26 protein-coding genes and 2 tRNA genes are annotated in these 18,360 nt (G+C 64.7%); 20 read left to right on the forward strand and 8 right to left on the reverse strand.

The window, feature by feature from the left end; genetic code table 11:
- The first annotated feature begins 138 nt into the window (after positions 1–138).
- From ACRYA2_RS11790 to ACRYA2_RS11885, 20 genes are all read left to right on the forward strand, one after another.
- Positions 139–223: transfer RNA gene (locus tag ACRYA2_RS11790), tRNA-Ser, on the forward strand.
- 27 nt (positions 224–250) lie between these two features.
- Positions 251–766: a 30S ribosomal protein S13 gene (locus ACRYA2_RS11795; protein ID WP_113277464.1), complete on the forward strand. Its 516-nt coding sequence runs from the start codon at positions 251–253 to the stop codon at positions 764–766.
- Complete coding sequence (locus tag ACRYA2_RS11800; RefSeq protein ID WP_433628099.1) at positions 766–1,287, forward strand: 30S ribosomal protein S4; 522 nt, start codon at positions 766–768, stop codon at positions 1,285–1,287. The genes ACRYA2_RS11795 and ACRYA2_RS11800 overlap by 1 nt, the downstream gene beginning before the upstream one ends.
- Complete coding sequence (locus ACRYA2_RS11805; RefSeq protein WP_113277462.1) at positions 1,284–1,673, forward strand: 30S ribosomal protein S11; 390 nt, start codon at positions 1,284–1,286, stop codon at positions 1,671–1,673. Before ACRYA2_RS11800 ends, ACRYA2_RS11805 begins: the two co-directional genes overlap by 4 nt.
- A 3-nt stretch (positions 1,674–1,676) precedes the next feature.
- Entirely contained in the window at positions 1,677–2,423 is a 747-nt protein-coding gene (locus tag ACRYA2_RS11810) for a DNA-directed RNA polymerase subunit D (RefSeq protein WP_433628103.1), read from the forward strand.
- Positions 2,424–2,594: 171 nt separating this feature from the next.
- A tRNA-Leu gene (locus tag ACRYA2_RS11815) sits at positions 2,595–2,679 on the forward strand.
- 30 nt (positions 2,680–2,709) lie between these two features.
- Positions 2,710–3,063: a 50S ribosomal protein L18e gene (locus tag ACRYA2_RS11820; RefSeq protein ID WP_113277460.1), complete on the forward strand. Its 354-nt coding sequence runs from the start codon at positions 2,710–2,712 to the stop codon at positions 3,061–3,063.
- On the forward strand, positions 3,060–3,497 hold the full coding sequence (locus tag ACRYA2_RS11825) for a 50S ribosomal protein L13 (RefSeq protein WP_113277459.1): 438 nt from the start codon (positions 3,060–3,062) through the stop codon (positions 3,495–3,497). The genes ACRYA2_RS11820 and ACRYA2_RS11825 overlap by 4 nt, the downstream gene beginning before the upstream one ends.
- On the forward strand, positions 3,491–3,886 hold the full coding sequence (locus ACRYA2_RS11830; RefSeq protein ID WP_113277458.1) for a 30S ribosomal protein S9: 396 nt from the start codon (positions 3,491–3,493) through the stop codon (positions 3,884–3,886). The genes ACRYA2_RS11825 and ACRYA2_RS11830 overlap by 7 nt, the downstream gene beginning before the upstream one ends.
- Before the next feature lie 12 nt (positions 3,887–3,898).
- Positions 3,899–4,099 (forward strand): DNA-directed RNA polymerase subunit N, encoded by a 201-nt coding sequence (locus tag ACRYA2_RS11835; RefSeq protein WP_433628107.1) that lies wholly within the window; start codon positions 3,899–3,901, stop codon positions 4,097–4,099.
- Positions 4,099–4,278 (forward strand): DNA-directed RNA polymerase subunit K, encoded by a 180-nt coding sequence (locus tag ACRYA2_RS11840; protein ID WP_113277456.1) that lies wholly within the window; start codon positions 4,099–4,101, stop codon positions 4,276–4,278. Before ACRYA2_RS11835 ends, ACRYA2_RS11840 begins: the two co-directional genes overlap by 1 nt.
- The gene (gene eno / locus ACRYA2_RS11845; RefSeq protein WP_433628110.1) at positions 4,275–5,480 is read left to right on the forward strand and encodes a phosphopyruvate hydratase; all 1,206 of its coding nucleotides are present in this window, start codon (positions 4,275–4,277) and stop codon (positions 5,478–5,480) included. The genes ACRYA2_RS11840 and eno overlap by 4 nt, the downstream gene beginning before the upstream one ends.
- On the forward strand, positions 5,477–6,265 hold the full coding sequence (rpsB, locus tag ACRYA2_RS11850; RefSeq protein WP_433628113.1) for a 30S ribosomal protein S2: 789 nt from the start codon (positions 5,477–5,479) through the stop codon (positions 6,263–6,265). The genes eno and rpsB overlap by 4 nt, the downstream gene beginning before the upstream one ends.
- A gap of 103 nt (positions 6,266–6,368) precedes the next feature.
- Positions 6,369–7,358 carry a mevalonate kinase gene (mvk, locus tag ACRYA2_RS11855; protein WP_433628116.1) on the forward strand — a complete coding sequence of 330 codons (990 nt, stop codon included), beginning with the start codon at positions 6,369–6,371 and terminating at the stop codon, positions 7,356–7,358.
- A complete protein-coding gene (locus ACRYA2_RS11860; RefSeq protein WP_433628119.1) occupies positions 7,355–8,089 on the forward strand; it encodes an isopentenyl phosphate kinase in 735 nt (244 codons plus the stop codon). The genes mvk and ACRYA2_RS11860 overlap by 4 nt, the downstream gene beginning before the upstream one ends.
- Before the next feature lie 80 nt (positions 8,090–8,169).
- Positions 8,170–8,736, forward strand: coding sequence for a hypoxanthine/guanine phosphoribosyltransferase (gene hpt / locus ACRYA2_RS11865; protein ID WP_433628121.1), 567 nt, complete (start codon positions 8,170–8,172; stop codon positions 8,734–8,736).
- Between the two features lie 3 nt (positions 8,737–8,739).
- A complete protein-coding gene (locus ACRYA2_RS11870) occupies positions 8,740–9,057 on the forward strand; it encodes a hypothetical protein (protein ID WP_433628124.1) in 318 nt (105 codons plus the stop codon).
- Positions 9,058–9,139: 82 nt separating this feature from the next.
- A complete protein-coding gene (locus ACRYA2_RS11875) occupies positions 9,140–9,391 on the forward strand; it encodes a hypothetical protein (RefSeq protein WP_433628127.1) in 252 nt (83 codons plus the stop codon).
- 1 nt (position 9,392) lies between these two features.
- Entirely contained in the window at positions 9,393–9,920 is a 528-nt protein-coding gene (locus tag ACRYA2_RS11880) for a hypothetical protein (RefSeq protein WP_433628130.1), read from the forward strand.
- A 9-nt stretch (positions 9,921–9,929) separates the two neighbouring features.
- Complete coding sequence (locus tag ACRYA2_RS11885) at positions 9,930–10,142, forward strand: hypothetical protein (protein WP_433628132.1); 213 nt, start codon at positions 9,930–9,932, stop codon at positions 10,140–10,142.
- On the opposite strand, the gene ACRYA2_RS11890 is transcribed toward ACRYA2_RS11885, so the two are convergent.
- The 8 genes from ACRYA2_RS11890 to ACRYA2_RS11925 all read right to left on the reverse strand — a co-directional run bounded on the left by ACRYA2_RS11890 (position 10,139) and on the right by ACRYA2_RS11925 (position 18,236).
- A complete protein-coding gene (locus tag ACRYA2_RS11890; RefSeq protein WP_433628134.1) occupies positions 10,139–10,396 on the reverse strand; it encodes a hypothetical protein in 258 nt (85 codons plus the stop codon). The genes ACRYA2_RS11885 and ACRYA2_RS11890 overlap by 4 nt on opposite strands.
- A gap of 40 nt (positions 10,397–10,436) precedes the next feature.
- Positions 10,437–10,880, reverse strand: a complete 444-nt coding sequence (locus tag ACRYA2_RS11895; protein WP_433628135.1) for a hypothetical protein — start codon at positions 10,878–10,880, stop codon at positions 10,437–10,439.
- Complete coding sequence (locus tag ACRYA2_RS11900) at positions 10,877–11,371, reverse strand: hypothetical protein (RefSeq protein WP_433628137.1); 495 nt, start codon at positions 11,369–11,371, stop codon at positions 10,877–10,879. Before ACRYA2_RS11900 ends, ACRYA2_RS11895 begins: the two co-directional genes overlap by 4 nt.
- Positions 11,372–11,580: 209 nt before the next feature.
- Positions 11,581–12,954 carry an ABC transporter ATP-binding protein gene (locus ACRYA2_RS11905; RefSeq protein ID WP_433628140.1) on the reverse strand — a complete coding sequence of 458 codons (1,374 nt, stop codon included), beginning with the start codon at positions 12,952–12,954 and terminating at the stop codon, positions 11,581–11,583.
- Positions 12,927–14,075, reverse strand: a complete 1,149-nt coding sequence (locus ACRYA2_RS11910) for an ABC transporter ATP-binding protein (protein WP_433628142.1) — start codon at positions 14,073–14,075, stop codon at positions 12,927–12,929. Before ACRYA2_RS11910 ends, ACRYA2_RS11905 begins: the two co-directional genes overlap by 28 nt.
- 2 nt (positions 14,076–14,077) lie before the next feature.
- Entirely contained in the window at positions 14,078–15,025 is a 948-nt protein-coding gene (locus ACRYA2_RS11915) for an ABC transporter permease (RefSeq protein WP_433628145.1), read from the reverse strand.
- On the reverse strand, positions 15,026–16,015 hold the full coding sequence (locus ACRYA2_RS11920) for an ABC transporter permease (protein ID WP_433628148.1): 990 nt from the start codon (positions 16,013–16,015) through the stop codon (positions 15,026–15,028).
- Positions 16,016–16,178: 163 nt separating this feature from the next.
- Positions 16,179–18,236: an ABC transporter substrate-binding protein gene (locus ACRYA2_RS11925; protein ID WP_433628151.1), complete on the reverse strand. Its 2,058-nt coding sequence runs from the start codon at positions 18,234–18,236 to the stop codon at positions 16,179–16,181.
- Between the last annotated feature and the right edge of the window lie 124 nt (positions 18,237–18,360).

The raw sequence follows: 18,360 nt of genomic DNA on the forward strand, positions 1-18,360 counted from the left end.
ACGCCGGCCATCGGGGTACGGGGAGACGTTCTACTCCAGTGGATTCGTTGGGCTTAAATAACCCCTCGTCCAACGTACGAGTGCAGTGAACTGTAGGGACGTGACGTCCCGAGTCCGAGAGGGCGAACGTAAGTGTGTGTCGAGGTAGCCTAGTCTGGCCCACGGCGCAGGGTTGCTAACTCTGTGGCGTCAAGCCTCGAGGGTTCGAATCCCTCCCTCGACGCTCCGACATCGCTCGAAAAGACCAACCATGAGTACGGAACAACCACAGGACGAGGAGGACGACGACGACCTCCGATACTTCGTCCGCATCGGGCAGACCGACCTCGATGGGACGAAGACGGTGGAGCGATCCCTGAGCGAGATGAACGGGATCGGTCGTCGGACCGCAAGAATCATCGCCGACAAGGCGGACATCGACCGGATGGCGACGTTCGGTCGACTCGACGACGAGGAGATCGAACGCGTCGTCGAGGCCGTCGAGACGTACGCCGACGAAATTCCCGAGTGGCTCGCGAACCACCGCAACGGGTACTTCTCCGGTGAGACCACCCACGAGACCGGTAACGACCTGCAGATGACGCGTCGGCAGGACATCAACCGGATGAAGATGATCGACTCGTACAAGGGCGCTCGCCACAAGCGCGGGCAGAAGGTTCGCGGTCAGCGAACCAAGTCCACGGGTCGTACCGAGGGGACCATCGGCGTGAACGTCGAAGAGATCAAGGAAGAACAGGCCGCCGAAGAGGAGGCTGGTGAGGAGTAATGTCGCTACCTGGCGAGAACACGAAGTTCTACGAGACGCCGAACCACCCGTTCCAGGGCGAGCGCATCGCCGAGGAGCAGAGCCTGATGGACCGCTACGGGCTCTCGAACAAGGAGGAGCTCTGGCGGTCCCAGAGTCAGCTCCGTAACTACCGACGCGAGGCCCGTCAGCTGCTCGGCGGCATGACCGGCGAGGAGTCCGGCGAAGGCGAGGAGTTCGTCTCCCGGCTGAAGCGCATCGGCGTCCTCGACGAGGGCGACGAGCTCGGCGACGTGCTGCTGCTGGAGCTCACCGACGTGCTCGAGCGTCGCCTCCAGACGGTCGCCTACCGCAAGGGTCTGGCGAACACGCCCGAGCAGGCGCGACAGTTCATCACGCACGGCCACGTCCGCGTGGACGGCCGTCGCGTGTCGATACCCTCCTACAAGGTCGAAGTCGACGAGGAAGCGACCGTCGAGTTCGACGAGAACAGCCCGCTTTCGGACGAACTCCATCCCGAACGCGCGGGGGATAACGAATGAGCGCAAACGACGACGAGAAGTGGGGCATCGCCCACGTGCACGCATCGTTCAACAACACCATCATCACCGTCACGGACCTCACCGGTGCAGAGACCATCGCGAAGTCCTCCGGCGGGACGGTCGTCAAGCAGAACCGCGACGAGTCCTCGCCGTACGCGGCCATGCAGATGGCCGAGACGGTCGCCGAAGAGGTCCAGGCCGCCGGCATCGACGGCGTCCACGTTCGCGTGCGAGGCCCTGGCGGGAACCAGCAACAGAACCCCGGTCCGGGCGCGCAGGCGACCATCCGGGCGCTGGCGCGCGCCGGCCTGGAGATCGGTCGCATCGAGGACGTGACCCCGATTCCGCACGACGGCACCCGCGCACCGAAAGGTAGTGGGTTCTAACCCATGAGCGAAGACTTCGACGTAGAGTTCATCGACCGCGGCGACCGCGAGGCGCGGTTCCTCGTCCGCAACGTCTCGCCGGCGTTCGCCAACGGCATCCGGCGGGCGATCATCGCGGACGTGCCGACGATGGCCATCGACACCATCCGGGTCATCGAGAACTCGTCGGTCATGTTCGACGAGCAGATCGGACTCCGCCTCGGTCTCGTGCCGCTGACCACGCCGGTCGGCGAGTTCGAGGAGGGTGACACGGTGACCCTGAGTCTCGACGTGTCGGGGCCGGGCACCGCGTTCTCGGGCGATCTCATCAGTTCCGACGAGATGGTCCAGCCCGCGGACGACAACGTCCCCATCATCGACCTCAAGGACGACCAGCGCCTCGAGCTCGAGGCCGACGCCGTGCTCTCGACCGGCAAGGACCACGCCAAGCACCAGGGTGGCATCGCGGTCGGCTACCGCCACCTGCAGCGCGTCGAAGTCGTCGGCGACCGCGAGGAGTACGAGGAAGAGCAGACCCAAATTCTTCGCGGCGTCATCGAAGACGACGGCGAGCTCGTCCCGACGGAGGAGTTCGACCACGACCTCACGAACCGGTATCCCGGCAAGGAGGTCGAGGTCCACGACGTGCCGAGCGCGTTCGTGTTCGACGTCGAGACGGACGGGTCGCTGTCCATCGAGGACCTCGTGCTGGAAGCGGTCGACACGATAGAAGCGCGCGCAGACGAACTGGAAGAAGCAATTCAACTATAGCAATGACTGGCCCTTCGAACCTCCCTGACGCGTCCGCCACTCGCGAAGTGGCAACTGCCGACCGTCGTCGGACCGGAACTCTCGACGGCGGAAATCGGCAGACCGAAAGTGGTTTGAAGGGTCGCCTGCAACAGTGTGATACCCGCGAGGGTGCGCACGTGTTCTCAGCGTGCAGGGATAGCCAAGTCAGGCCAACGGCGCAGCGTTCAGGGCGCTGTCTCGTAGGAGTCCGCAGGTTCAAATCCTGCTCCCTGCACTTCAGCTCTTATTACAAGGAGGAAGTAGCATGAGCAAGACGAATCCGAGGCTCACTAGTCTTATCGCCGAACTCAAGTCGGTTTCCCGCGATTCGGAGGCCGACGTGTGGAGCGACGTTGCAGAGCGCCTCGAGAAACCACGGAGCACGCACGCAGAGGTCAACCTGGGCCGCATCGAGCGATACGCCCAGGAGGACGAGACCGTCGTCGTGCCCGGCAAGGTTCTCGGAAGCGGTGCGCTCCAGAAGGACGTCACGGTCGCCGCGGTCGACTTCTCTTCGAGCGCGGAGACGAAGATCGAGCAGGCGAACGGTGAGCCCATCGAACTCGAACAGGCAGTCGAACAGAACCCCAGCGGTGCGAACGTACGGGTGATTCGATGAGTATCGCGGAATTCGACGCGGACGTCGTCGTCGACGCCCGGGACTGCATTCTCGGACGCGTGGCGAGTCAGGTCGCACAGAAGGCGATGGACGGCCAGAAGGTCGCCGTCGTCAACGCCGAGGACGCGGTCATCACGGGCAGCGAAGAAGACGTGATGTCCACGTTCCGCAAGCGAGTCGACCTCGGCTCCGACAGCGGACCGTACTACCCGAAGCGACCGGACATGATCTTCAAGCGCTCGATTCGCGGCATGCTTCCGTACAAGCAGGACCGCGGGCGAGAGGCCTTCGAGAACGTCCGGGTCTACGTCGGCAATCCGTTCGACGAGGACGCCGACGTCCTCGACGACACGTCGCTGGACCGACTCTCGAACATCCGCTTCGTCCAGCTGGGCGAAGTCAGCGAAAACCTGGGTGCTAACGTCACATGGTAACGAACACGAGCGGCAAGAAGAAGACGGCCATCGCCCGCGCGACGGTTACCGAGGGCGAGGGTCGGGTGCGCATCAACTCCCAGCCAGTGGAACTGGTCGAACCGGAGATGGCCCGCCTGAAGATGCTGGAACCGTTCCGCATCGCCGAAGACGAGCGCGAGAGCGTCGACGTCGACGTCGACGTCTCCGGTGGCGGCATCAGCGGTCAGGCCGACGCGGTCCGGACCGCCATCGCCCGCGGTATCGTCCAGCACTCCGGCGACGCCGAACTCCGCGACGCGTTCATGGAGTTCGACCGGTCGCTGCTGGTGAACGACGTTCGCCAGTCCGAACCCAAGAAGTGGGGCGGTCCCGGCGCTCGGGCCCGCTACCAGAAGTCCTACCGCTAAGGTGATTCAAACATGATGGTACCAGTTCGGTGTTTCACGTGCGGCAAGGTCGTCGGTGAACACTGGCAGGAGTACAAGGCGCGCGCCGAGACGAAGGAAGGCAACGAGGACCCCGAGAAGGTACTCGACGACCTCGGCGTCGAGCGCCAGTGCTGTCGGCGGATGCTCGTCTCGCACAAGGACCTCGTCGACATCGTGGCACCCTATCAGTGATGGCCCAGCAACGTTACTCCCGGTACGAGAAGGCACGCATCATCGGGGCACGAGCCCTGCAAGTGTCGTACGGCGCACCGGTGCTCATCGACACGGACGAGTCACAGCCCATCCTCATCGCGGCCGAGGAGTACGACGCCGGCGTCCTACCGTTCACCGTGCGGCGGGAGGGGAAATGACCCTCGTCGAGAGCGTCCGTCTCCGGCAGGTGCTCGACTCGCGTGGCAACGCGACCGTCGAGGCCGACGTCGTCACCCAGAGCGGCGGGTTCGGCCGCGCGGCCGCACCGAGCGGTGCCAGCACGGGCGAGTACGAGGCCATCGAACTCGACCCCGACGAGGCCATCGCCGCCGCGCGCGAACGCGCGGTGCCGCGACTCGAAGGGACGGTGTACGTCGGCGACCAGCGCGACGTGGACCGCACCCTGCGCGCGGCCGACGGAACGGACAACTTCTCCGAGATCGGCGCGAACAGCGCCGTCGCCATCAGCATGGCGGCAGCGAAGGCGGCCGCCGACGTGCTCGGTGCACCGCTGTACCAGCACCTCGGCGGCGCGTTCCGGGGCGAGAACTTCCCCGTCCCGCTCGGCAACGTCATCGGCGGTGGCGAGCACGCGGCGGACGCGACGTCCATCCAGGAGTTCCTCGCCGCGCCGGTCGGCGCACCGAACGTCAAGGACGCCGTGTTCGCCAACGCCGCGGTTCACCAGAAGGTCGCGGACCTCCTGGACGAGCGCGGCGTCGCCGCCGGCAAGGGCGACGAAGGCGCGTGGGCACCGTCCATCGACGACGCCGACGCGTTCGAACTGATGGAGGAGGCCGTCGACGCCGTCTCCGAGGAGTTCGGCTTCGACATCCGGTTCGGCCTCGACGTGGCCGCCGCGGAACTCTACGAGGACGGCGAGTACCACTACGACGGCGAGACGCGCTCGACCGACGAGCAGATCGAGTACGTCGCCGACCTGGTCGACGAGTACGACCTCGCGTACGTCGAGGACCCCCTCGACGAGAACGACTACGAGGGGTTCGCCGAACTCACCGACCGGGTGGGCGACCGGACGCTGATCTGCGGCGACGACCTGTTCGTCACCAACACCGAGCGCCTCTCGGACGGCATCGAGCAGGGCGCGGCCAACTCCATCCTGATCAAGCCGAACCAGATCGGGACGCTGTCGGACGCCGTCGACGCCGTCGAACTCGCGGTCGAGAACGGGTACGACCCGGTCATCTCCCATCGCAGCGGCGAGACGGAGGACACGACCATCGCACACCTCGCCGTCGCCACCGACGCGCCGTTCATCAAGACGGGTGCGGTCGGCGGTGAACGAACAGCCAAACTGAACGAACTCATCCGCATCGAGCAGAACGCATCACGATTATGAGCGACAACGAATCCGAACAGGTAGACGAATCGGACGATCTCGACGCCGCCGAGGAGGAGATCGACGCCGAGCCTACGGGCGAGTCGGGCGCGGAGCCCGAAGTCGACCCCGACGAGGACGTCGGCGCGCAGGCGGACGAAGAGACCGAGACAGAAGAGGCCGACGACGGCCCCCGACTGGACGAGGACGTGCTCGGCGACGAGGAGGCCGACCTCCTCATCCCCGTCGAGGACTACCTCGGCGCCGGTGTCCACATCGGCACCCAGCAGAAGACCCAGGACATGGAGCGGTTCATCCACCGCGTCCGGACCGACGGCCTCTACGTCCTCGACGTGAGCCGGACGGACGGCCGCATCCGCACGGCGGCCGACTTCCTGGCGAACTACGACCCCGAGCAGATCCTCGTCACGAGTTCGCGCCAGTACGGTCGCTTCCCGGCGGAGAAGTTCGCTGACGCGGTCGGCGCGCGCGCTCGCACGGGCCGGTTCATCCCCGGCACGCTGACGAACCCGAAGTACGACGGCTACATCGAGCCGGACGTCCTGGTCGTTACCGACCCCATCGGCGACGCCCAGGCGGTCAAGGAGGCCATCACGGTCGGCATCCCTGTCATCGCGATGTGCGACTCCAACAACAACACGAGCAACGTCGACCTCGTCGTCCCGACGAACAACAAGGGGCGCAAGGCGCTGTCGGTCGTCTACTGGCTGCTGGCCAACGAGACGCTCGACCGCCGCGGAGCCGAACCCGCCTACTCGCTCGACGACTTCGAGAGCGGGATTTAACGCCTGTATTCGGGCTGTTTTCGATTTTCTCACGACGGCGAAACGGTAGTCGACCGCGAGTCGTTCGAAAAAAGTGATACCCCCGGCTCACCGAGAGTAGGACATGACAGTCTCCAGCGCCCCGGGGAAGGTGTACCTCTTCGGGGAACACGCCGTCGTCTACGGCGAGCCCGCGGTCCCCTGTGCCATCGAACGCCGGGCGACGGTGTCGGTCGAACAGCGCGACGACGACCGACTGCGCGTCCACGCCGAGGACCTGAGCCTCGACGGCTTCACGGTCGAGTACAGTAGCGACGCCGATGCGACGCCGGACGTGGACGCGTCGGAGTCGCTGGTGCGGGCGGGGGTGGGGTACGTCGACGCCGCGGTATCGCAGGCACGAGAGGTGGCTGACGCTCCCGACGCCGGCTTCGACATCACCATCGAGAGCGCCATCCCGCTCGGCGCGGGACTCGGCTCTTCGGCGGCGGTGACCGTCGCCGGCATCGACGCGGCGACGCGCGAACTCGGCGTGGAGCTTCCCGCGACGGAGTTGGCCGACCGCGCCTACCGGGCGGAGCTCGCGGTCCAGGACGGCGAGGCGTCCCGCGCCGACACGTTCTGCTCCGCGACGGGCGGCGCGGTCCGCGTCGAGGGCGACGACTGCCGGGCCATCGAGGCTCCCGACCTTCCCATCGTCGTCGGCTTCGACGGTGGCGCGGGCGACACCGGCGAGCTCGTCGCCGGCGTGCGCGCGCTCCGTGAGGAGTACGACTTCGCCGCCGACACGGTCGAGAGCATCGGTGACGTCGTGCGCCGCGGCGAGGACGTGCTCGCGGTCGGCGACCTCGAGGAGCTCGGTCGCCTGATGAGCTTCAACCACGGCCTGCTGGAGGCGCTCGGCGTCTCGTCGCGCTCGCTGGACAACATGGTCTGGGCGGCCCGCGACGCCGGCGCGCTCGGCGCGAAGCTAACGGGGGCGGGCGGTGGCGGATGCATCGTCGCGCTCGACCCGACGGACGAGACGAAGACGGCGCTGCAGTTCACGCCCGGCTGCGAGGAGGCGTTCCGCGCCGAACTCGACACGGAGGGCGTGCGCGCGGAGGGACCATGAACGTCCTCAAGCTCGGCGGCAGCGTCATCACCGAGAAGGACCGGGCGGACACTCTGGACGGCGAGGCGCTGGACCGCGCGGCGGACGCCATCGCGGACGCCGACCTCGCCGACCTCGTCGTCGTCCACGGCGGCGGAAGCTTCGGCCACCACCACGCCAGCCAGCACGGCGTCTCGAAGACCGAGGGGAGCAGTGACGCGGGGGCCGTGGTCGACGTCCACGGCGCGATGAAGACGCTGAACGAGTTCGTGCTCGCGCGCCTGCACGACCGAGGGGTGCCGGCGGTGCCGGTGCATCCCCTCTCGGCGGCCCACCGTGACGTCGACGGCACGCTCACGCTCCCCACCGGACAGGTCGCGACGATGCTCGACGAGGGGTTCGTTCCCGTGCTCCACGGCGACGTGGTCGCCCACGCGGGCGAGGGAGTCACCGTCGTCAGCGGCGACGAACTCTCCGTCTCGCTCGCCCGACGGCTCGACGCCGACCGCGTCGGGTTCTGCTCGACGGTGCCTGGCGTGCTCGACGCGGACGATGCCGTCGTCCCGAGCATCGACGACTACGACGAGGTCGCCGACGTGCTCGGCGACAGCGACGTGACGGACGTGACCGGCGGCATGGCCGGGAAGGTACGGGCGCTGCTCGCGCTAGAGACGCCGGCCGCTATCTTCGGCCCGGACGACCTCGACGCGTTCCTCTCGGGCGAATCGCCGGGGACGCGCGTCGAGGGCTGACCCGTCGAGAGGGCGACGCCGGCGACGGTGGGTGAATCGCGATACCGGCATCTTTTTCCTGTGGGTCGAATACCCCCAACATGGACCAACTGAAGCAGTCCCTGCTCGAAGCTCCCATCATCGAGAAAGACGGCTACCACTACTTCGTCCATCCTATCAGCGACGGAATCCCCGTTCTCGAACCCAGTCTCCTGCGCGAGATAGTCATCAAGATCATCCGCAAGGTCGACCTGGAGAACGTCGACAAGATAGTGACGCCCGCGGCGATGGGCATCCACATCTCCACCGCCGTCTCGCTGATGACCGACATCCCGCTGGTCGTCATCCGCAAGCGAAAGTACGGACTGGAGGGCGAGGTGGCGCTCTCCCAGCAGACCGGCTACTCCGAGAACGAGATGTACATCAACAACGTCAACGAGGGCGACCGCGTGCTCGTGCTCGACGACGTGCTCAGCACCGGCGGAACGATGAAGGCCGTCACCGAGGCACTGGAGTACATCGGCGCCGACGTGGTCGACATCGTCGCCGTCATCAAGAAGGTCGGCGAGAACGAACTCGACGACTCCGACTACGACGTGAAGACGCTCGTCAACGTCGACGTGGTCGACGGCGAGGTCGTCATCGTGGACGACCAGGGCGACGGCTGAACGATGCTGTCGAGACAGTTCCTGGCGATGCTCTCGACGACGACGCTCGTCGCCGGCGCGCTTCTCGTCGGCGACGCGCTCCACGGGTCCATCGTCACGCAGCAGTACGGCGTCACGTCGCCCGGAGCCGTCCTCCGGTTTTTCCCCGGTCTCGCGCTCATCGGGGTCGGCTATCGGCTCAAGGCGCACAACGACGCGTTCGTCGAGGAGTACTTCTCCGGCCGGGACGAGTCCGGCGGGTCCGAGGCGGAGTTCGACGAACGGATGTCGCCGCTGGACGACGAGGGTCTCGACAACCTGCAGCGACGAGACGAGGAGTGAGACCGCTGCCGACGGTCGCAGACCGACCGTCGTCCGGGGAACGTTGCAGAAGTTTTAAGCTTGCACCATTGTACCACAAACCATGGCGCTTCGAAACTCCGTTCCGAAACGGCTACGGGGTCCGATAGGGTTCGCGTCGATAATCGTCGCGATTCTGGGTATCGTCGTCGGATACATCTTCGTGATGTTCGGCATCACGCTGTACTTCGACATGAACGCGCTGCAAAAGTCGGCGATAACCCCGACCGAGTCCTTCATCGTCATCGGAACTGGCCTTCTCTCGCTGCTTGTCGGCTACGTCGGCTGGCGCGGATTCAACTACTTCGCCTACTGACATGGACGTACGGAACCACCCCGACGCTCCCGACCGGGACGCGCTCCAGGATATCGTCGTCGAACCGGTGGCGCGCGAGGAGATCCGGTCCCGCCGCGCGGACGGCGAGGTGCTCGTCGAAGACGAGGTTCGCGAGCGCAAGGACCTGAACGTCGTCGCCCAGTTGAGTGGCCGGCCCGACGCCAGCGAGAGCGAAAACATCGGGGTCGCGCTGTACCGACTCGTCCAGCTTTTCGGAACGCCCCAGTTCCCGGAGTACGAAGCCGGTGGGGACATCAGCTGGCGAACCGACGACACGTTCAAATACCTCCTGCGAGCCACCCACCGGGGCGACCAAGCAGAGATTCCCGACGAGTGGCTCATGACCGTCTACGACACGCACGTCCGCCTCGGCGCGAGCGTCGCCGAGTGGCGCGACGAGCACACGTCGTTCACCGCCGACGCGAAACTGGCGCTGACGACGTTCGCCCTCGCCCAGCGGCTCGCGGTCGACCCCGTCGAGTGCGTCTGGGAAGAGATTCTGTACTGAGTTCTTAGCATGGAGGATTTCCGTCGGCGACTGTACGAGTGGCTCGCAGACGAGTCGACCCGAACCGTGATACTGTTCGTCGTCGCCGTCCTCTTCGGAGGCGGAAGCCTCGCGATGTTCCTCCAGGGCGGAACGGGTTCGCCGACGCGGCTGGAGTTCGTGCTCCTCGTCGCGGCGATGTTAGTCGTCTTCTACGCCACGCTCCGCAGTAGCTCCTTTTAGCGCGTGAGCAGGTGCATCACCACGAACGCCGCCGCGATGCTCGCGACGAGCAGGCCGCCGAACACGGGGACGATGGTCGTCTCTCCGTAGAGACCGTACCAGTGTCCGCCGTACGCCGCCAGAATCAACGTTGGGACCGAGAGGACGTAGAACAGCGAAGAGACGTAACTGGCGAGCGTCGGGTCGTCACCGTGATTCGCGTACGTGCCGCGCTCGCGAACCGACCGCTCGCGCCGGGGAGTGTCTTTCGCCACGAGGGAAGCCTAGCAGGACCGAAATAAAACGTTCACGGTCTCACAGGTACGCTTCGACGATGACCGCGGCGAGGTACGCACCGAAGAACGTCGCGGTGAAGACGAGGAACGCCGCAGTCACGGCCTCGCCGGCGAGCTTCGGGAGCAGTATCTCACGGGCGCCCGACGAGTACGGCACCATCCACAGGGGGGCGATCCACGCCGCGACGATGGTGGCTCCGCCGGAGAAGTAGCCGACGAGGCCGACGCGGATGCTCTCGCGCAAGGTCTTCGACAGGAGGTGGGCGAACACGCCGGACAGCATCGTGATGACGAGAAGCAGCGTCGGGTCGACGTTCACGGCCATCAGGTCGGACATGTTGTAGACGAACGACGCCATCCCGGCGACGAGGCCCGTCCCGACGCCTTTCAGCAGGCTGGCGGCGACGCTCCAGGACCGCCGACCGGGGTGCTCTCCCGACCACTCGGTCGCGCTCTCGGTCATCGTTTCCCCTCACCACTGTCGACGTAGACGTCGACCGTTCGGTCGGCGATGGTTCCGCGGAGCTTACCGCTGTACCGGAATCCGCGGTCGTCGGTATCCTGCCGGACGCGCTCTTCGTATCCGTCCTGGATGCCGATTCCGAGGGTGACGGTCCTCGTTTCGCCGGCGGGAACGACCGTCCGCTGGAACGGCGTCGTCGTTCCGTCGGAGACGCGCGTGTCGCCGTCGTAGACGTGCACCAGGGCGGTCGAGACGCTGATAGCGCGGTGGGTCGGATTGTGAATCTGGAACGCGACGGCGAGCGTCCGACCGTCGTCGGTGACCCGAGCGTCGGTCGCGGTCACGTCGACGTTGTCCGCGTTCATCACCGCTGCGTGGCCCAGCATGGTCGGCACGAACAACCAGACCGTGACGAGGCTCACGAGGACGAAGACGAAAACGAGGAGAGGTCGCTCGGGGCGGAGGACCGAACGGGCAGTGCTCGCTGACATAGGGGCGAGCCAACGTTTGTCTATCAACAAGGTAAGGCTTTCCTTCGGGCGATTCGTCCGCCGCAACCGGGCGAGGGAGAGTCCGCTACCGTCGCCATCGAGTTCGGGACCGTCGGGTCGAATCTGGCGGCGACAACGGACGTCGGGAGAAACTCCGTCGGGCGCGCGGCGTCCCAACGTTTCGTCCGCCGAAAAATTCCGGGAAGCCGTCAGTCGGACGGGTCGGGGGCTACGCGCTCGGCGCTCGACGCGGACTCACCGTAGAGGTGGCAGGCGGTGCGCTGGGTGCCCGCCTCTCGGAGGTCCGGGTGTTCCTGTTCGCAGATCGTCTGGAACTCGCGGTCGAGCTGTTGTCCTGCGTCCTCGTCGTTCCCCTCGACGAGGTCGCGGGCAGCCGACCGGAGCGCGTTCTCGGCCCGTCGGGGGAGTTCGAGGCTGTCCACGTCGATGGTCGTCGACGTCTCCGTCGCGACGCGGTGTTCCTCGGGGACCTCCAGCGCGAGACCGTGTGCGAGCAACTCGTCGACGACCGTCCGCTGGTCGGCCGTCTCGGGGTCGGGGTCGACGTCCTCGACCGTGAGCTGTCCGGTCTGGACCTGGCGCTTGAACTGGAACGCGCGGCGGAACGCCTCCTGGCTCCCGGTCCAGTCGTCCGGCGGGATTATCTTCGCACACCGCGGGTGGAACCGACAGCCGCTCGGCGGGTTCCGCGGGTCGGGGACCTCCCCGGTGACGTTCGCCCGCTGGCGCTCCGCGTACGCGTCGACCTCCGGGACGGCGTCGAACAGCGCCTCCGTGTAGGGGTGCTTCGGGTTCGTCACCACGTCGTCGGTCGGTCCCTGCTCGATGATGTCGCCGAGGTACATGATGGCCGTCCGGTTGCACATGTACCGGATGAGCGAGAGGTCGTGGCTGATGAACACGTAGGTCAGGCCGTACTCGTCCTGGAGTTCCTTCATCAGGTTCAGTACGCCCGCCCGGATGGACACGTCGAGCATCGAGACCGGTTCGTCACAGACGACGAAGTCCGGGTTGACGACGAGCGCCCGGGCGATGGCGACGCGCTGGCGCTCGCCGCCCGACAGCTCCTTCGGGAACTCGTTCAAGTACGCCTCCGCCGGTGCGAGCCCCACGTCGTTGAGCACCTCGATGACGCGCTCCCGGCGGTCCTGGTAGGAGTCGCCGATGTCGTTGATCTTCAGGGGTTCGACTACCGACTGGAACACCGTCATCCGTGGGTTCAGGCTCTCGAAGGGGTCCTGGAATATCATCTGGACCCGCTGGCGGAACACATTCTCGTCTTCGCTCGACAGCTCCGTGATGTCCCGACCGTCGAACCGCACCGACCCCTTCGTGGGTTCGTACAGTTTCACCAGCAGTTTGCCGAGGGTGGTCTTCCCACACCCGGACTCGCCGGCGATGCCCATGATGTCTCCCTCGTTGATGGTGAGGTCGACGTCCTCGACCGCCCGGACGGGATTCGGCTCGCGGCCGAGCAGTTGGTCGACGACGCCCTGGGACAGGCCGAACAGCTTCGAAACGTTCTCGACTTCTATCAGTGGCTCTGAGTCACTCGTTCCCATGTTTCCTCCTTTCCTGCGTCAGCTCGCATCTCGTCGAGTTCGTCGACCCGGTAGCAGGCCGAGCGATGCGCGCGTACTTCGTCCGATTCGCTGCGTCTCCCGGCTTCGGCCCGCTCGACGTCGTACATCGGTGGATGGGCCGTGTGGCACTCGTCGACGACGAACGGACACCGGTTCGCGAACCGGCAGCCGTCGCTCGGGTCGAGCAGCGTCGGCGGCGTCCCCGGAATCGAGATGAGGTCCTGGTCCGCCTCCGCCACGGTCGGGAAGGAGTTCTTCAGCCCCAGCGTGTAGGGGTTCGCAGTCTCGTCCAGCACCGCCTCCTTCGGACCGCTCTCCATTATCTTCCCCCCGTACATCACGGCGAGCTTGTCACAGATCTCGGCCATGACGCTGATGTCGTGGCTGACGACGAGGATGGAGACGCCGAACTCCTCCTGCAGTTCCTCGAGCTCTTCGAGGATGCGGTCCTGGATGATGACGTCCAGCGCGGTCGTCGGCTCGTCCGCGATGAGCAGGTCCGGATTGCACGCCATCGACATGGCGATGACGGCCCGCTGTTTCATGCCGCCGCTGAACTGGTGGGCGTAGTCGTCCGCGCGCTCGGGTTCGATGCCGACCCGTTCGAGCAGGTCGCGCGCCCGGGCGTCGGCCGCCTCGCGCGTCGTCTCCGGTTCGTGTCGCAGGATGGCTTCGACTATCTGGTCGCCGACCTTGTACACCGGGTTGAGGGCGTTCATCGCGCTCTGGGGAATTAACGCGATGTTCCGCCACCGGAGGTCGCGTATCTGCTGGTCGTCGAGTTTGGCGAGGTCGGTCATCCCGTCCTCGCGCACCGGATACCGGTCGCCGTCGATTATCTCCTGACGGGGTTCGCCGCGGTCGTTCTCCCACTGCGGAAGCGTCGCGTCGAACCATATCTCGCCGCTCTCGACGTACCCGTTCGAGTCGAGGAGATGCATCAGCGATTTCGCCAGCGTGGTCTTTCCACACCCCGACTCGCCGACGAGACCGTACGTCTCGCCGTAATCGACGCCGAACTCGACGCCGTCGACGGCGTGGACCTGTTTTTCGCCCGCGTCGTACCGAACGTGAAGGTCGTTTACCTCTAGCAGTGTCATGGTTAGTCCTGTGGGTTGACGACGTCCTCGATAGAGAACCCGATGAAGTAGAACGCCGCTGCGAGGGCCGTAATCGCCAGCCCCGGCGGGATGAGCCACCACGGCGCGGAGTAGATCATGTTGTGTGCCTTGACGCTCTCGATCATGGTACCCCAGGAAATCTTGGTGAAATCGGCGAGTCCGAGGTACGCCAGCGACGCCTGCGCGATGATCGCCGCTGCCGCGTCCTGGGCGAGGTAGACGAACGCCAGCGGCACGACGTTCGGCATGATGTGTCTGAACACGATGCGCGTGTCGCTCGCGCCCGCGACCTGCGCGGACTCGACGTAGGCCCGTTCCTTCAGCGAGAGCGTCTCTCCGCGAATGAGGATGCAGTTGTTCAGCCAGGAGGTGATGGCGATGCCGAGGATGATGTTGGTCGTACTGATGCCCCGGATGGCGACCAGGACGATGAGGAACGGCAGGAACGGCATGCCGTACATCACGTCGACGATGCGCTGGATCGCCTCGTCGATCCAGGTGTCGCCGTAGAATCCGCTGATGAGTCCGAGCGGGACGCCGACCAGACTGGAGAGCAGGCCCGCCGCGAACCCGATGTACAGCGCGTCCTTGGTGGCGTACACGATGAGCGTGAAGACCCCCTGTCCGGCCTCGTTCGTCCCGAGCGGAGCGAAGAACGGGTCCCCGAACGCCGGCGGGTGGGGCAGCACTGCGTCGGACGGCATGTATCCGTTGGTGTACCCGATGTACGCCTGCCACTCGGGCCGGTGGGGGGCGAAGACGGACGGGAACAGCGCCCAGAGGATGTACATCACCATGATGGCCAGCCCGATGACGCCCATCTTGTGACGGGTGTACCGGTCCCATCCTCGGCGGAATCGTTCTATGCGCGGTTCCCAGCGTTCCTTTATCGAACTGAAGCTCGAAGCCTGCTCGGATTGCGTTGACATCTATGATTCCTCCCCGAACTTGATCCGCGGATCCAGATACGTGTAGACGATGTCGGTCAGCAGGCGGGCGGCGACGATAAGCACGGCCAGCATGAAGAACGCCGCCTGTGCGACGGCGTAGTCCTGCCGGAAGACGGCACTGACGATCAGCTGTCCGATACCGGGCCAGCTGAAGACCTGTTCGATGAGGACGCTGCCGTCGATGAGGAACGCCAGACCGACGATGGCCTGCGTCGTTACCGGAATGAGCGCGTTCCGGGCCGCGTGTTTCATCATCACCGTCCGTTCGCTGAGCCCTTTCGCCTGCGCCAGGAACACGTAATCCTGGCTGGTGACGTTGTTCATCGACGGTCGCATGATCAGCATCGCGCCGACCCAGCCGACGAACGAGATGCTCAAGAGCGGTAACGCGATGTGGTGCAAGATGTTCGTCATCGCTGTTACCGCCGTCCACTCGAAGTTGGGGAACTGGTCGAGCATGTACGTGCTCTTGAGCCACCCCAGTTCGAACTTGAACAGCCAGATGAACAGCCACGCGATCCAGAACGCCGGCATGGAGTACATCGTCAGACCGGTGGCGAAGACGCTCTTGTCCTTGAAGGTCCCACGCCACCAGCCGAGATACATGCCCACGAGCGGACCGACGGTGTACGCGATGACAAACCCCGCGCCGAACAGGATGATCGTCCGCGGGAACCGCCGGACGATGACGCTCCAGACCGACTGTTTGTATATGTGCGACCGTCCGAAGTCCCCGGTCTGGTAGTTAATCATGAACTCGATGTACTGCCGCCACAGTGGTTCGTTGAGTCCCCACTGCTCCCGTAGCCGGTCGATTTGGGCGGGTTCCATCTCGGGCGTAATCATGTTCGTGATTATCGACCCCGGCATGCTCCTGATGAGCACGAACAGGATCGTCATGATCACGAGCAGGGTCAGGTAGGAGACGACCAGCCGCTTTCCTAAATACCGTGCGCTAATACGTGTCATGGTTCGGCGTCGATTAGTTCCATTGTCTTGATTTCCATATCGCTTACTTTTGAGTGTCCATGACGTGCATGGTACACATTCGTTATCAATGTAGTGATTCTCTCGCAGTGTCACCAGCCGCAATCGGGCGAAAAAAGACGAACGCCGAGCGAAAACGGCGACGTTACTTCTTCACGTTCTTCTTCAGGTAGATGTTGTTGAACTGGTCTCCCCAGGTCGCGTAGCCGGGGTCGACGATGCCCTCGATGTAGCCGTCGAACTTCTTGGTGTTCATCGGCCAGCGGTACTTCGCGTAGTCCCAGACCATGTACGGCTGGTCCAGGTAGACCTTCTCGATGGCCTTCGCCCACTTCTTGTTACGCTTTTTCGGTTCCATCTCCTTCTGCGCGGAGTCGAGCAGGTCGTCGGCGCTGCCGCCGGAGACGCCGTAGCCGGTGGAGTTGTAGGCGGTCTTCTCGGTGTCGCCACCGGCGTTCTCCGAGTGGAAGAACACGCGCATCGACGTCCCGAGCGGACTGGTGCCGCCCCAGCCCATCGGGTAGATGTCGAAGTCCTCCTGAACGTACGCCTTCGCCTTCATCGTGTTGAAGGCGATCGGCTTGGTCTTGGCCGGAATACCGACCTTCTTGAGGTTCGTGACCCACTGGTTGATGGCCTTCGCCTCCTTGGGCTTCTCGCCCGGCGGGTCGATGAGGACGGTGATCGCGTCGCCGTCCATCATCTCCGGGATGGTCTGGCCGTTCACGCGAATCTCCTTGTCGGCTCCCTGCTGGTCCCTGATGACCTGGGTCTGGGGCGAGCCGAAGCTGTAGTTGTGCTTGGCGCTCGACCTGCTCGCCTCGACGCCCGAGAACGTGCCGGGGAACTGCTGTCCGACGTAGTCGCCGGAGCCGCTGATGACGTTTCCGTTCGTCAGGAAGTTCCGGATGCCCTGCAGGTCGGGCTCTTTACCCTGCTTTCTGCGGAAGTTGAACGCCTCCGTCTCGGGAGCTTCGAGCAGTTTGCCGTCCCAGACCGATTCCGGACGGACGGCCTTGTATCCGGGTGCCTGTGCGTAGTCGCCCTTGATGACGAAGTTGGTCTTCTGTTTCTGCACCCAGAACTTGTCGTCGAAGAGGAACGCCATCGCCTGGCGGAGCGCCACGTCGTCGAGTGGCTGGCGACGACAGTTGTACCCGAGGTAGGTGAACCCGCTGTCGAACCCTTTCACGAGACCCATACCGGACTTGTTCCGGGCCTTCGGTATCTTCTCCACGCTGAGGCTCCCGTAGTGGGTGTCGACCTCACCGTTCAGGTAGGCCTGGGTCATCGGGGTCTTCCCGCCGTACACCTTGAAGTTCACCTTGTCGAGGAAGGGACCGCCGTGGATGACCGCGTCGTGGTTCTTCTGCCATTCGAGGCTGTTGAGGGCGTACGTGTTCTCGACGTAGTCGCGTCGCGTCTGGAGCTGCATCGCCGTGTCCGGCTTGTACTTGACCAGTTTGGCCGGACCGGTCCCGACGGGACCCTCGTCCTGCTCTTCGACCGGGTTGTACTTCTGGTAGTCGACGTTCGACCAGACGTGCTTCGGGATGATGGGGGCGCCGGCGAGGATGGAGGACTCCCACGTTCCGATCTTCCCGGCCATCTTGATGTGGAGGTCCCAGTCGTTGCTGGCCTCTTCGACCTTGCTGAAGTAGTTCCAGACGGACCACTCGCCCGGCTGGTTGTCGAGCTGGAACTGGTAGGAGAACAGGGTGTCCTCGATGGGCTTCCACTTCTCGCCGTCGTTCCACTCCAGGCCGTCCTTCCGAACGTTGGCGTAGATGTCCGGGTTCTCCTTGTCGGTGTTCTTCGCCGTCCAGTCGGTGAACACGCCCGGCTTGTACTCGAAGGTGACCGGGTCCTGGGTCAGACCGAAGTCGTACACCGGGTCCAGGGCGACCGCCGAGTACACGCTGCCTGCGAGCATGTAGTTCGGGCTGTCCGGCGGCGTGTGCATCCCGTACCGAAGCGTACCGCCGGCCTCGATCTGGTCTGGACCGATGTCGTACCCGGACACTTCCGTCGTCTTGGTCCCGCCCGGACTGTTACTGGTACCGTCGGTCCCGTTGTTGTCGTTGTTGTTATTGTTGTTACCGGAACAACCAGCGAGCGAGAGCGCCACCGCACCAGCACCGCTCGCCTTCAGGAACTTCCGTCGGCTGTCGTCTGCACCACTTCCATTGCGTCGCCGTGGCATACCAAAGACTTGGCCAAGATGTATTTAAAACTACTGATTGACAGAAGGTTTTTATTTTCGTGGCTTCATAGAAGACGAGAGTAGATATAGACCAATTTCGAGTGCGTACTCGAAACGAGCCGTC

This window comes from Halomicrococcus pelagicus (genome assembly GCF_050954125.1).